This is a genomic window from Streptomyces sp. BBFR2 (genome assembly GCF_044497305.1).
Lineage (GTDB): Bacteria > Actinomycetota > Actinomycetes > Streptomycetales > Streptomycetaceae > Streptomyces.
Window position 1 is genome coordinate 588,692 of the sequence record NZ_CP172415.1, and the last position, 13,213, is coordinate 601,904.

The window sequence follows — 13,213 nt, forward strand, 5'->3', positions numbered from 1 at the left end:
CGGCGAGAGGGTGCGGGCGCTGTCGGCGGGTACGGGCCGCCGGTTCCCCGCCGGGGGGGGACCGGCGCGCTCCGGACGGGACGCTCTAGACGCCGTCCCCCAGCCCGTACACCCGCCGCGCGTTGCCCGCCGCGATCAGCGCCGCGACGCGGGCGGCGTCCTCGTACGACCAGGCGCCGGAGTGCGTCCAGCCGCCGAGGACGGTGCGCAGCGCGGTGCGGAAGACGGCGCTGCCGACGGTGTACAGCTCGGGCAGACCGTAGGCGTCGGTGGAGAAGAGGAGCTTGCCGAACGGGGTCAGTTCCAGGAACTCGGCGAGCACGGCGGCGGCTTGGGCGCCGGTGTGGCCGAGGGTGAGGCCGACGTCGGCGTAGACGTGCGGGTACACCGCCGCGAGGTAGGCGGCCTGGCGGTGGTAGGGGTAGCAGTGCAGCAGGACGAGCGGGGTGCCGGTGTCGGCGGTGGCGCGGACGAAGTCGGTGAGCAGGGCCGGATCGGCGTGGTGCAGGCGCAGATCGGGGTCGCCGAAGCCGGTGTGGATCTGGAGCGGCAGCCCGGTGGCGACGGCGAGTTCGGTCAGATGGCGCAGCAGGACCGGGTCGGTGAGCCGGTCCTGGCCGGAGGCGAGCCAGGCGCGGGCGGCGGTGTGCACCGCGTCCCGGTCCGGCGGGCGGGCCGCCAGGGCGAGGCCGTGGCGGTAGGCGGCGACGGTCTTGAAGGCGACGGCGTGCGTGGCGGCGTCGCGTACCGCGCGGGCGAGGGCGCCGGTGAACTCCTCGGCGTCCGCGGCCTGCCGGGCGGTGCGCTCGGCGAGGTGTTCCAGGCGGACGACCTCGTGGCCGGTGCCGCCGCCGGACGCGGCGGTCTCGGCGGGGCCGGTGAGATCGCCGGGCAGTCCGGTGTCGACGAGGTAGGTGCCGATGCCCGCCGCGGTGAGCAGCCGGCGGCGGGCCTCGTCGGGGCCGAGTTCGGCGCGGCGGGCGAGGTAGTCGGCGGGCGGGCAGTGCGGCGGCAGGCCGAGGACCGGCGGGCACCAGCGGCGGACCGCGAACCCGGCCTGGGTGTCGAAGTAGCTGGTGCCCGGGGCGGCCGGCCGGTCGGACTCGGTGAGGAGCCCGGCGAACCCGTCGGCGTCCGGTTGGTGGCGGAGCACGCCGTGGCAGTGGTGGTCGACGAGCGGCGGCAGGCCGTCCGGTCCGGCGGCGGACGTCACCAGCGCCACCGGGTCTCGGCGGCGATCTCCTCGTCCCCCTCGCCCGCGAACCGGGCGGCCTCCGCGCGGCGCACGGCGAGTACCGCGCCGTGCAGCACCTCGCCCATCGCCTCCCGCAGCGGCGCCGACTTCTCCAGCCGGTCGGCGGCGTCGGTGAGGGTGGCGGGAAGCCGGACGATGCCGCGGCGACCGCGCTCGCGGACGCCGAGGACGCCGGGGTCGCCGCTGACCGGGTCGGGGAGGCGGGCGCCGGAGGCCAGTCCGTGCAGCCCGGCGGCGAGGACGGCGCCGACGGCGAGGTAGGGGTTGGCGGCGGCGTCGAAGGGCTTCAGTTCGGCGTGGCCGCCGTCCGGGTCGTCGGGCGCGCCGGTGATCAGCCGCAGTGCGGCCTCGCGGTTCTCCACGCCCCAGCACTGGTAGACGCCCGCCCAGTGGGACGGCTGGAGGCGCAGATAGCTGGCGGGTGAGGGACAGCCGAGGGCGAGGAGGGCGGGCAGCGCCTCCAGGGTGCCGCCGAGGAACGCCGCCGCGTCGGGCGCCAGACCGTGGGCGCCGGCCGGGTCGCGGTGCAGGGAGCGGCCGTCGCGGTGGAGGCTGAGGTGGAGGTGGCAGCCGTTGCCGACCAGTCCGGCGACGACGGTGGGGGCGAAGGAGGCGCGCAGCCCGTGGCGGGCGGAGACCGCGCGGATCGTCTCGCGGACGAGGACGACGTCGTCGGCGGCGCGCACCGGTCCCGCGGCGGCGGTGGAGACCTCGAACTGGCCGGGCGCGTACTCCGGGTGGAGCTGGAGGACGTCGAGGCCCTGGACGGTGAGCGCCTCGGTGACGTCGCGGAGGTAGTCGGAGAGTTCGACGACGCGGGTCATGCCGTAGGCGGGCCCGGCGCAGGGGAAGTCGAGCGGGGCGTCCGGGCCGTCGGCGGCGGGGGCGCCGGGCGCGGGGGCGCGGGTGACGACCCATTCGGTCTCGAAGCCCATCCGCACCTCCAGGCCCTCTTCCGCCGCGCGGTCGGCCATCCGGCGCGCGAACTGCCGCTGGCAGGCGGGGTGCGGGGCGCCGAGCTGGTCGTAGCGGTCGGCGGGCGCCCAGGCCCAGCCGGGCTGTGCGGCGAGCGGGGTGACGCGGTCCAGGTCGGGGAAGAGCCGCAGGTCACCGTCGGGGCCACCGAGGTGGGCGGATTCGGTGATGGCGTCGTCGGAGGTGAAGACGTCGAAGACCGGGGACATGCCGACGCCGCGGCGGGCGACCTGCTCCAGACGGTGCGTCGGGACGGCCTTGACGCGGCTGATGCCCGCGTTGTCGACCCAGGTCAGGGCGGTGTTACGGACCCCTTCGGCGTCCAGCCGCGCCGACAGTGCGCCGGCCTGTGCCAACTGTTGTGCCGACCGCGATTCCATGGTGCGTCCTTACCTCGCGTGTGCCGATGTCTCGGCGTCCGGTGCCCCGGGCCGTGGCGTGGGCGCCGTGCGCGGCCCGCGGACGGGCCGGGCGCGCTCGCCGCGGAGGCCGTACGGCCCTCCGGTCAGGGGCAGTTGAACTCGCACCATACGCACTTGCCGCCACCGCGCGGTTCCACTCCCCAGACATCGGCCAGCCGGTCGACGAGGAGCAGACCGCGTCCGGAGACGCCGGATTCGCCCGGCTCGCGCCGCCGGGGCAGGTTGCTCGATTCGTCCTCGACCTCCAGCCGGAGCCGCCGTCCGGCGCTGTGCGGCATCTCGACGGTGATGACGGCGGATCCCTCGGTGTGCAGCAGGGCGTTGGTGATCAGCTCGTCGGCGACGAGTTCGATCTCCTCGGCGCGGTCCCCGGCGCCCCAGGCGCGGACGGCGGAGCGGACCATGTGGCGGGCGGTACGCAGCCCTTCCGGGTCGGCGGGGGCGATCTGCCGCCGGACGCGGCCCGCGATGTCCTGCCGCGGATCGCCGAGGCGGCGCAGCAGCAGGAAGGCCATGTCGTCCTCGCCGGGGCTGCGGTCGGTGAGGGACCAGAGCCGGTCGGCGAGCCGCTGGACGTCCTGCGGGCCGCGGCGGACCTCGGCGGCCAGTTCGCGGATGCCGTCGCCGAGATCGGTGCCGGGCCGCTCCACGAGACCGTCGGTGCAGAGCAGGAGCGTGTCACCCGGAGCGAGCTGCACCGTGGTGACGGGGTAATCCAGACGGGTGAACTCTGCGGAGATCCCGAGGGGCAGTCCGCCGGCGACGGGCAGCGGCCGGCAGAGCCCCTCGGCGTGCCGCAGCAGCGGGTCGATGTGCCCGGCGCGGACGAAGCGGGCGGCGCCGGTGCTGAGGTCGGCGTCGACGTAGACGCAGGTGGCGAAGCGGTCGGTGTCCAGTTCCTTGAGGAAGGCGGAGGCGCGGGCCATGACGGTGGCGGGGGCGTGGCCCTCGGCGGCGTAGGCGCGCAGCACGATGCGGAGCTGGCCCATGAGGGCGGCGGCCTGGGTGTCGTGGCCCTGGACGTCACCGACGACGGCGGCGACGCGCCCGTGCGGCAGCGCGATGACGTCGTACCAGTCGCCGCCGATGTCGCGGCCGAGGCGGGCCGAGCGGTAGCGGACGGCGATCTGGGCGCCGGGGACGCCGGGGATGCGGCGCGGGAGCATCGCCCGCTGGAGTCCGGCGGCGAGTTCGTGTTCCTGGTCGTGGAGCATGGCGCGGGCCAGGCTCTGGGCGATGCCGGCGCCGAGGGCGACCATGAGGGCGCGTTCTTGCTCGTCGAAGTCCGATTCGCGCGGGAAGAAGATGCCGATGACGCCGATCGGGCGGCCTTGCGCGATGAGCGGGAGGTAGGCGGCGGAGCCCACGTCGAGCGGTTCGACGGCCGGCCAGATGCGGGGGTAGCGGGCCGCGAACTCGGCGCGGCTGCCGATGAAGCGCGGGGTGAGGGTGCGCACCACCTCGCTCATGGGGAACTCGTCGCCGACACGGGTGAGCCCCAGCTCCGGGACGAAGCTGCCGGCCTTGCCCTCGGAGACCAGGCGGATGTGTCCGGATTCGACGAGTCCGAGGATGACGTTCTCGGCGCGCAGGCGGTCCAGCCCCTGTTCGTCGGCGAGGACGGCGATGACGTCCTGGACGGTGCGGGCGTGGGCGAGGGCGGCGGTGGTGCGCTGGACGACGTCGGCGTGGCGGCGGCGCTCCTCGTCGGCGGCGACGCGTTCGGCGGCGTGCCGGTATTCGTCCTCGGCGTCGCGGACCACGCCGATGATGCGGCAGGGGCGGCCGGTCGTGTCGCGGCGGATGCTGCCCTGGCTGTGGATCCAGCGGAGTGTGCCGTCGCGGTGGCGGACGCGGTAGTAGGCGCCGTAGGAGTCGCTGCCGTCCTTCAGGGCGCGGGCGACGAGGGCGTCGAGGCGGGCGGCCTCGCCGGGCGGGACGCGGTCGGTGAGGGTGGCGGGCCGGCCGTCGTACGTCTCCGGGGGCATGTCGAAGAGCCGCAGCGCGGGCGGGTCCATGTGCAGCAGTCCCCGGTCGAGGTCCCAGTCGAAGCCGCCCATGTGGTTGAGGGCAAGGGTGAGGTCCGGGTGGGCGGGCCAGTCGTCCGGCACCGACACGGTGGGCCGTTTCGCTCCCCGGTCAGCCATGCCGCCACTCTCCCACAACCCCATGTATCAGGGCTTTTCGACCACCTCACCCGCCCCTGCCGCCCCACTGCCCCCACGCCCTGACTTTCGCATCAGTCAGTAAGCGCAACGCGAGAGAAATCCCAGCTCACAGCGGGTTTAGTTGAGAAGCTGGATGCTCTTCGTTGCGATGGTCTCAACATGGCTGCTACGGTCCCGGACCATGACGGACGACCCCTCAGCCCGGGTGGCCGATGAGGCCGGGGCGCTCACGGAACGTGTCCGGCAGGCGATCGACGGGCTGGGATGCAGCCGCCGCGAGATCGCCCGCCGGATCGTGATGGACCCCTCGAAGCTCTCCCGGTCGCTGAGCGGCGCCCGCCGCTTCACCGTCGCCGAGATCGTCCGGATCGCCGACATCACCGGTGTCGACGCGGGCCGCCTCCTCGGCCCGGCGCAGCGCCCCGCCCCGCCGCCCGCGGCCGGTCCGGCGGCGGTGCCCGACGGCGGACGGCCGCTCCAGATCGTCCGCGAGACGGTCCGGCTCATCGCCGAGCACGGCTTCCACGGCGTACGGGTCGCCGATATCGCGGCGGCCTGCGGCACCAGCACCGCGGCCGTGCACTACCACTTCCCCGGCCGCGACGAGCTGCTGGAGGCCGCGGTGCGCTGGTGCATGGACGAGGACACCGCCCGCCGCGCCGCGGGCCTGGCCGCGGCGTCCGACGCCCGCGCCGAACTGCTGCATCTGATCGCCCTCCAGACGCCCCGCACCGACCAGCAGCGCCGCCAGTGGCTGGTCTGGCTGGACCTGTGGGCGCAGGCCGCCCGCTCCACCGCGATCGGCCGCCTCCACGAGCACTACTACCGGCAGTGGCGCACCACCGTCGCCGACGTGCTGCGCCGCGGCATCGCGCAGGGTGTCTTCCGCGACCTGGACCCGGAGTTCACCGCGCTGCGGCTGACCGCGCTGATCGACGGCCTGGCCACCCAGGTCCTGGCCACCGCGCCGGACAGCACCGGCCCCGACACCATGCACGACGCCCTGCTCGCCTTCGTCGCGAGCGAGGTCACCGCGGACTGAGTCCGCAAGGCCCCTCCCCCGGCCGCCACCGCCCGGCGGCGGCTCTCCCCCGCCCCGAAGGGAATCCCGTGAACAACGAGGTCATCATCACCTGCGCACTGACCGGCGCGGGCGACACCGTCGGCCGCTCCCCGCACGTCCCGGTGACGCCGGAGCAGATCGCCGCCTCCGCCGTCGAGGCGGCCGCGGCGGGCGCCGCCGTCGTCCACATCCACGTCCGCGACCCCGGGACCGGCGCGCCCTCGCGCGATCCGAAGCTGTACGCGGAGACCGTCGCGCGGATCAAGGACACCGGCACCGACGTCATCATCAACCTCACCGCCGGGATGGGCGGCGACCTCGTGCTCGACGCCGACCGGCCGCTGGAGAAGGGCGCGCTGCCCGGCACCGACCTGGTCGGCGGGCTGGCGCGGCTGCCGCACGTCGAGGACCTGCTGCCCGACATCTGCACCCTGGACTGCGGTTCCCTCAACTTCGGCGACGACCTCTACATCTCCACCCCGGAGATGCTGCGCAAGGGCGCCCGGCGCATCCAGGAGCTGGGCGTGCGGCCGGAGCTGGAGATCTTCGACACCGGTCAGTTGTGGTTCGCCAAGCAGTTGCTGGCCGAGGGGCTGCTCGACGACCCGACCGTCTTCCAGCTCTGCATGGGCATCCCGTGGGGCGCGCCCGCCGACCCCGGTGTGCTCCAGTCGATGGTGAACATGCTGCCCGAGGGCGCCCAGTGGGCCAGCTTCGCGCTGGGCCGGATGCAGATGCCGTGGGTGGCGCAGTCGATCCTGCTCGGCGGCAACGTCCGGGTCGGCCTGGAGGACAACCTCTACCTCGCCAAGGGTGTGAAGGCCACCAACGCCCAGCTCGTCGAACGTGCCGTGCGGATCACCGAGTTGCTGGGCGCCTCCGTCGCCACGCCCGACCAGGCCCGCGCCCGCCTCGGCCTCAAGCCCCGCGGCTGACCCGGCCGCCCCGCAGCCGACCCGCCCACCGGAACACCTGGAGAACCCTCATGACCACCACGCCTCCCGCCCCCTGCGCCCCCGAGGACGTCCGCCGCGTCGCCTGCATCGGCGCGGGCGTCATCGGCGGCGGCTGGGCCGCCCACTTCCTCGCCCGCGGCTACGACGTGACCGCCTGGGACCCGGCGCCCGACGCCGAGGAGAAGCTGCGGCGCCTGGTCGCCGCCGCCTGGCCCGCCCTGGAGCAGCTCGGTCTGGCCGAGGGCGCCTCGCCGGACCGGCTGACGGTCACCGCGACGCTCGCCGAGGCCGTCGCCGACGCGCAGTTCGTCCAGGAGAGCGCGCCGGAGAAGCTGGAGCTGAAGCGCTCCCTCCTCGCCGAGCTGGACGCCGCGACCCCGCCCGGCGTGGTCATCGCCTCGTCGACCTCCGGCTACCCGATGACCGACATGCAGACCGAGGCGGCCGACCCGGGCCGGCTCGTCGTCGGCCACCCCTTCAACCCGCCGTACCTGATCCCGCTGGTCGAGGTCGTCGGCGGCGAGCGCACCGCCGCGGACGCCGTCGCCTGGTCGTCGCGCTTCTACGACGTGGCGGGCAAGTCCGTCATCACCATGGACCGCGAGCTGCCCGGCTTCATCGCCAACCGCCTCCAGGAGGCGCTGTGGCGCGAAGCGCTGCACATGGTCGCCAACGGCGAGGCGACCGTGCGGGACATCGACGACTCGATCACCGAGGGGCCGGGCCTGCGCTGGGCGTTCATGGGCCCCTGCCTGACCTTCGCGCTGGCCGGCGGCGAAGGCGGGATGGGCCACATGCTCGACCACTTCGGCCCGTCGCTGAAGTCGCCGTGGACCCGTCTGGAGGCCCCCGAGCTGGACCGGAAGCTGCGCGACGCGATGGTCGAGGGCTGCGAGGAGGCCGCCGGCGAGCGGACGTACGCGGACCTCGTCGCCGAGCGCGACCAGGGCGTCATCGACGTGCTGCGCGCCACCGGCCGCCTGGGAGGCACCGCCCGATGACGACCGCGCTCCCCCTCTTCCGGCAGACCGTCCGGGACGAGTGGATCGACTACAACGGCCACCTCAGCGAGGCGTACTACGTCCTCGTCTTCGGCTTCGCGACGGACGCGCTGATGGCGGAGGCCGGGCTGGACGACGCCTACCGGAAGCGGTCGGGCTGCTCGCTGTACACGGTCGAGGCGCATGTCCGCTATCTCGACGAGGTGGCGCGCGGCAGCGAACTGACCGTCCGTACGACGGTGTTGGGCGCGGACGCGAAGAAGGTGCGGTTCGCGCACGAGATGTTCACGGGTGAGCCGGACGGCGCGCCGGTGGCGACGGAGGAGCTGTTCGCACTCCACGTCGACCAGGGCACGGGCCGCTCCGCACCACTGCCACAGACGGCGCAGCGGACCCTCGGCGGGCTCGTGGCCCCCGCCCCCGACTGGGCGGGGCGCGGCATCCGCGCGGTCTGACGCTCCGCCGCCGGGCCCCCGGAGGGCATCCTCCGGGGGCCCCGGCGTCCCCGCACACCCCTGGCGCACGACCGGGCGCACACGCCCCCGCGCACGCCTCGCCGCCCGAAGTCCCGTCACCACAAGGGGGTTTGGGACCTCGGCGTCCCCGCCCAAGGCAAGTAGGAAACTTTCCTAACAATGACGGGACGGCATCTTGACCCGTACATGACCCGGCGCCAGGATTCCTCGGGAACGGCTCCCCGTGCCGACCCAGGAGACGCACATGACGCCCACCCCCCGCGCCAAGAAGCCCCTCCACAAGAACCCCCGCATCGGCATCCCGGCGGCCGGCGCCGCCGCCCTCGCGCTCGCCGGCGGCGTGCTGATGTGGTCCCCCGCCGGACGCGCCGACGCCTCCCCGCACCGCGCGGCGGGCGGCTTCACCGTCGTCGCCGCCGGTGACATCGCCGAACAGTGCACCGCGGACAGCGGCGACTGCGAACACCCCAAGACCGCCGCGCTGGTGAAGAAGATCAACCCGAAGTTCATCATGACCATGGGCGACAACCAGTACGACGACGCCCGCCTCAAGGACTTCACCCGCTACTACGACAAGACCTGGGGCGCCTTCAAGAACAAGACCCACCCCATCCCGGGCAACCACGAGACCTACGACCCGGACGGCGAGTTCAAGGGCTACAAGTCCTACTTCGGCAAGATCGCCTACCCCGAGGGCAAGCCGTACTACAGCTACGACGAGGGCAACTGGCACTTCATCGCCCTCGACACCAACAACCTCACCTCCGCCCAGCTGAAGTGGTTCAAGGCCGATCTCAAGGCCACCACCAAGAAGTGCGTCGCCACCTACTTCCACCACCCGCTCTTCTCCTCCGGCGAGCACGGCAACGACCCGGTCAGCCGCCCCGTGTGGAAGGCGCTCTACGACGCCAAGGCGGAACTGGTCCTCAACGGCCACGACCACCACTACGAGCGGTTCGCCCCGCAGACGCCGGACGGCGAGCGGGACGACGAGAACGGCATCGTCGAACTCCTCGGCGGCATGGGCGGCGCCCACCCGTACAAGATCGAGGAGGTGCAGCCCAACAGCGAGAAGCGGCTGACCAACACCTTCGGGGTGGTGAAACTCGACTTCACCGACGACGGGTACTCCTGGGACCTGATCGGCACCGACGGCAAGACCAAGGACAGCAGCCCGTCCTACACCTGCCACTGACCGGCGAAGGCGGGCACCGGGCACCATGTATCTCGCGACCACGGACGCGGCCACCACGGCGACCAAGGTGACGCGGGGCCGCGTCGGAGGGCCGGTTCTGGCCCTCGGCGCGGTCAGCCTCGTCACCGACATCTCCTCGGAGATGGTCACCGCCGTGCTGCCGCTGTACTTCGTCATCCAACTGGGTCTCTCCCCCCTCCAGTTCGGCTTCCTCGACGGCCTCTACAACGGCGCCACCGCCCTCGTCCGGCTGCTCGGCGGGCACGCCGCCGACCGCGGCGGGCGCCACAAACTCGTCGCCGGCTGGGGCTACGCCCTCTCCGCGCTCTCCCGCCTGGGACTGCTGCTCTCCGGCGGCGCCACCCTCGGCATCGGCGCCGCCCTCGCCGCCGACCGCCTCGGCAAGGGCGTGCGCACCGCACCGCGCGACGCGCTGATCTCGCTCAGTGCCCCGCCGAACGCGCTCGGCCGCGCCTTCGGCGTGCACCGCGCGATGGACACCACCGGCGCGCTGCTCGGCCCGCTCGCCGCGTTCGCCCTGCTGTGGGCCACCGCCGACGCCTACGACGCGGTCTTCGTCGTCAGCTTCTGCGTGGGGCTGCTGGGCGTGCTGATGCTCATCGTCCTCGTCCCGGACCGCGCGGCGGCGCCCGCACCGCAGCCCGCCGCGCCCCGGCCACGCGCCGCGCTGCTGGCCCCGCTGCGCGACGCGGCGTTCCGGCGGATCTTCGCCGCCGCCGCGCTGCTGGGCGCCGCCACCATCGGCGACTCGTTCCTCTACCTGCTGCTGCAACGACGGCTGGAGTTCGCGGTCAGCTGGTTCCCGCTGCTGCCGCTGGGCGCCGCGGCGGTCTATCTGCTGCTGGCGGTGCCCGCCGGACGGCTCGGCGACCGCATCGGCCGCCGGGTGCCGTTCCTCATCGGCCACGCCGCCCTCCTCGGCGGCTACGTCCTGATGCTGACGACCGGCGCCGGACTCCCGCTGCTCGCCGCCGTCCTGCTGCTCCTGGGCGTCTTCTACGCGGCGACCGACGGTGTCCTGATGGCGCTCGCCGGACCGGTCCTGGCGGCCGAACGCCGGGCGAGCGGTATGGCGTTGCTCCAGACCGGCCAGGCGCTGTGCCGGCTGCTGGCCGCCGCCGGCTTCGGCGCCGCCTGGACGCTGTGGGGCACCCGCCCGGCGCTGATCGCCGCGGTCACCGCCCTGGCCGTGGCCCTGCTCGCCGCCGCCCTCCTCCTCCCCCGCACGGAAAGGCACCTCACCCCCGCATGAATCCACCGCCACGCCCGCCCCGGGCCCCCGAGCCCGCTGCCTCCGACGCGCCCGCCGCCTCCGACGGGGGGCGGCGGGAGACGGCCGGGGGCCCCGCGTCCACCGCGCCGGATGCCGTGCCGGGCGGGGCGGCCCGGGAGGGCCGGGGCACCGACGACCGGCAGCCGGACGCCACCTCCCCCGGTGTCCGGCCCGCCCCCGCGGGAGCGGCGGCCCGGTTCGCCGCGCTGCCGCTGCGGGTGCGGGTCCTCGCGCTGACCGTCACGGGCGCCCTGCTGGCCGGGGTCGCCGTGGCGTACACCGTGGGCGCGGCCCGCCGGGCCGAACCGGCCGACCCGGTCTCGGCGTTCGGCCTCGACCACGGGCGGCTGTACTTCCGCTCCACCGGCGCCGGCGAGGGCCGCGTCGCCCGGCTGCCCGCCACCGGCCGCCCCGGCGCCTCCCCCGCCGCCGGCCACGAGCCGCGGCGCACCACCGGCGGCCCGCGCTGCGACCGCTTCTACGCCGCGGCCGGAACCGGACTCTGCCTCCAGCAACGCCCCGGCATCCCGCCGCGCTCGTACGCCGTCGTCCTCGACAAGAACCTGCGCGAGAAGCGCCGCATCGGGCTGACCGGCATCCCCAACCGGGCACGGGTCTCGGCGTCCGGCCGGATGCTGTCCTGGACGATGTTCGCCACCGGCGACTCGTACGCCACCACGTCCTTCTCCACCCGTACGTCGATCCTCGACACCCGCACCGGCTATCTGATCAAGAACATGGAGGGCGTCCCCCTCACCCTCGGCGGCCGCCGCTACCACGCCCCCGACGTCAACTACTGGGGCGTCACCTTCGCCCGCGACGACAACACCTTCTACGCGACGGTCTCCACCGCGGGCAAGACCTACCTGGTAAAGGGTGACCTGCGCAAATGGCGGGCCCGCACCCTCCGCGAGAACGTCGAGTGCCCGTCGCTCTCCCCCGACAACACCCGCCTCGCGTTCAAGAAACGGGTCCGCGAAGGCGCCCGCGACCCGTGGCGGCTGTACGTCCTCGACCTGCGCACCTTCGAGGAACACCCGGTCGCCGAGACCCGCAGCGTCGACGACCAGGCCGCCTGGCTGGACAACTCCACCCTCGCCTACGCGCTGCCCGGCGAGGAGACCGGCTCCAGCGACATCTGGACCGTCCCCGCCGACGGCCACGGCGCCCCCGCCCTCCGCGTCCCCGACGCCTCCTCCCCGGCCCAGGTCCCCTGACCCGGACACGTACCGCCCGCCTCCCCGGCGCACAATCGAAGGGTGAGTGACACGGAGAGCGACACCGGACGGCCCACCCCCGCCGCCCCGCGCACCGGCCCCACCGAGGGCGGCGACCCGGCCTGCTGGCTCGACCAGGTCTGCGAGATCTGCGGCCGCATCGACGACCGCCCCGGCCCCGCCCCCGACGGCTGCCGCTTCTGCGCCGAGGAAGCGGCGGAGGCGGAGGCGGCCGGGGCGGGGAGACCGGACGGGCCGGAGGCCGGGGCCGGGACGGGCGGCGGGCCGGGAACGCCCGGAGCCGGAGCCGCCGCGCCGCAGGCCGGTCCGGGCCGCTCGCCGGGCCCGCCCGGCTCCGGGGCGGACGGTCCCGAGGCCGCTGTGCCGGAGGCCGGTGGCGGGGCTGCCGTGCCGGAGGCCGGTGGCGGGGCCGGGGCCGGGCACGGGACCGGCAGCTCCGTCTCCGCCGGGCCCGAAACCGCTGGTCCCGAAGCCGCTGGTCCCGAAGCCGCCGCCCGGGCAGCCGCGTCCCGGCCCCCGCGGCGGCGGGACCGGGATGCCGAGGGCCGGGCCCGTAACGCGCGGCCCCGGGACGGACTCGGGCGGCCGTTGCCGTACGGCGCCCCGGGCGTGGCCCGCCAGCCCGAGGGCGTCGTCCGCACACCGGACGCGACGCTGACCGAGGCGCAGCGGCTGCTCGACGCCGGGATGCCGTTCCACGCGCACGAGGTGCTGGAGGACGCCTGGAAGACCGCCCCGCAGCCGGAACGCGCGCTCTGGCGCGGCCTGGCACAGCTCGCCGTCGGCCTCACCCACGCGGCACGCGCCAACACGACCGGCGCCGTCGCCCTCCTCGACCGCGGCGCGGCGGCCCTCACCCCGTACGCGGACGCCGCGCCCCACGGCATCGACGTCCCGGCCCTCACCGCCTGGGCCCACACCCTGACCACGCGACTGCGCGACCACCCGGCGGCCCCGGTCCCGGCAGCCGGTTCCGCACCCCGGCTACGCCCCTGAGCCACAGCCGGACGGCGGTGGCGCGCGGAAGAGGGCGGGGTGACGGCCGGGACAGCGGCACGGACCATCGGCGGGGTTTCGGCCCCGGCCACCCGGCGGACGGGCCGCACAACCGCCGCGAGGCCCACGCCCATCCGTCTCCTGCCCCCCGCCTGATGAAGGGGCCACGCTCCA

Annotated in this window: 11 protein-coding genes; 8 read left to right on the forward strand and 3 right to left on the reverse strand. The window is 74.9% G+C overall.

Annotation, left to right across the window (positions count from 1 at the left end):
* Window positions 1-85: 85 nt before the first annotated feature.
* From ACGH2B_RS02135 to ACGH2B_RS02145, 3 genes are all read right to left on the reverse strand, one after another.
* Window positions 86-1,213 (reverse strand): amidohydrolase family protein, encoded by a 1,128-nt coding sequence (locus ACGH2B_RS02135; RefSeq protein ID WP_399083142.1) that lies wholly within the window; start codon window positions 1,211-1,213, stop codon window positions 86-88.
* On the reverse strand, window positions 1,210-2,610 hold the full coding sequence (locus ACGH2B_RS02140; RefSeq protein WP_399083144.1) for a glutamine synthetase: 1,401 nt from the start codon (window positions 2,608-2,610) through the stop codon (window positions 1,210-1,212). The genes ACGH2B_RS02135 and ACGH2B_RS02140 overlap by 4 nt, the downstream gene beginning before the upstream one ends.
* 125 nt (window positions 2,611-2,735) lie before the next feature.
* Entirely contained in the window at window positions 2,736-4,799 is a 2,064-nt protein-coding gene (locus ACGH2B_RS02145) for a SpoIIE family protein phosphatase (RefSeq protein ID WP_399083147.1), read from the reverse strand.
* Between the two features lie 202 nt (window positions 4,800-5,001).
* Here ACGH2B_RS02145 and ACGH2B_RS02150 point away from each other — a divergent pair, with 202 nt between their 5' ends.
* The 8 genes from ACGH2B_RS02150 (at window position 5,002) to ACGH2B_RS02185 (ending at window position 13,039) form a co-directional block, all read left to right on the forward strand.
* Entirely contained in the window at window positions 5,002-5,862 is an 861-nt protein-coding gene (locus ACGH2B_RS02150; RefSeq protein WP_399083150.1) for a TetR family transcriptional regulator C-terminal domain-containing protein, read from the forward strand.
* 68 nt (window positions 5,863-5,930) lie between these two features.
* Window positions 5,931-6,818 (forward strand): 3-keto-5-aminohexanoate cleavage protein, encoded by an 888-nt coding sequence (locus tag ACGH2B_RS02155; protein WP_399083153.1) that lies wholly within the window; start codon window positions 5,931-5,933, stop codon window positions 6,816-6,818.
* A 50-nt stretch (window positions 6,819-6,868) separates the two neighbouring features.
* Window positions 6,869-7,840, forward strand: coding sequence for a 3-hydroxyacyl-CoA dehydrogenase NAD-binding domain-containing protein (locus ACGH2B_RS02160; RefSeq protein WP_399083156.1), 972 nt, complete (start codon window positions 6,869-6,871; stop codon window positions 7,838-7,840).
* Window positions 7,837-8,295, forward strand: a complete 459-nt coding sequence (locus ACGH2B_RS02165; protein WP_399083159.1) for a thioesterase family protein — start codon at window positions 7,837-7,839, stop codon at window positions 8,293-8,295. Before ACGH2B_RS02160 ends, ACGH2B_RS02165 begins: the two co-directional genes overlap by 4 nt.
* A 265-nt stretch (window positions 8,296-8,560) precedes the next feature.
* On the forward strand, window positions 8,561-9,511 hold the full coding sequence (locus ACGH2B_RS02170; protein WP_399083162.1) for a metallophosphoesterase family protein: 951 nt from the start codon (window positions 8,561-8,563) through the stop codon (window positions 9,509-9,511).
* 25 nt (window positions 9,512-9,536) lie between these two features.
* On the forward strand, window positions 9,537-10,784 hold the full coding sequence (locus ACGH2B_RS02175) for an MFS transporter (protein WP_399083165.1): 1,248 nt from the start codon (window positions 9,537-9,539) through the stop codon (window positions 10,782-10,784).
* Window positions 10,781-12,022 carry a hypothetical protein gene (locus ACGH2B_RS02180; RefSeq protein WP_399083168.1) on the forward strand — a complete coding sequence of 414 codons (1,242 nt, stop codon included), beginning with the start codon at window positions 10,781-10,783 and terminating at the stop codon, window positions 12,020-12,022. Before ACGH2B_RS02175 ends, ACGH2B_RS02180 begins: the two co-directional genes overlap by 4 nt.
* Window positions 12,023-12,430: 408 nt before the next feature.
* Window positions 12,431-13,039, forward strand: a complete 609-nt coding sequence (locus tag ACGH2B_RS02185; RefSeq protein ID WP_399096624.1) for a DUF309 domain-containing protein — start codon at window positions 12,431-12,433, stop codon at window positions 13,037-13,039.
* Window positions 13,040-13,213: the final 174 nt, after the last annotated feature.

Excerpts from the sequence above, each read along its gene's own strand:
- ACGH2B_RS02165 (WP_399083159.1), top strand. The coding sequence starts at position 7,837 with ATGACGACCGCGCTCCCCCTCTTCCGGCAGACCGTCCGGGACGAGTGG.
- ACGH2B_RS02140 (WP_399083144.1), bottom strand. The coding sequence starts at position 2,610 with ATGGAATCGCGGTCGGCACAACAGTTGGCACAGGCCGGCGCACTGTCG.
- ACGH2B_RS02175 (WP_399083165.1), top strand. The coding sequence starts at position 9,537 with ATGTATCTCGCGACCACGGACGCGGCCACCACGGCGACCAAGGTGACG.
- ACGH2B_RS02145 (WP_399083147.1), bottom strand. The coding sequence starts at position 4,799 with ATGGCTGACCGGGGAGCGAAACGGCCCACCGTGTCGGTGCCGGACGAC.
- ACGH2B_RS02180 (WP_399083168.1), top strand. The coding sequence starts at position 10,781 with ATGAATCCACCGCCACGCCCGCCCCGGGCCCCCGAGCCCGCTGCCTCC.
- ACGH2B_RS02170 (WP_399083162.1), top strand. The coding sequence starts at position 8,561 with ATGACGCCCACCCCCCGCGCCAAGAAGCCCCTCCACAAGAACCCCCGC.
- ACGH2B_RS02160 (WP_399083156.1), top strand. The coding sequence starts at position 6,869 with ATGACCACCACGCCTCCCGCCCCCTGCGCCCCCGAGGACGTCCGCCGC.
- ACGH2B_RS02150 (WP_399083150.1), top strand. The coding sequence starts at position 5,002 with ATGACGGACGACCCCTCAGCCCGGGTGGCCGATGAGGCCGGGGCGCTC.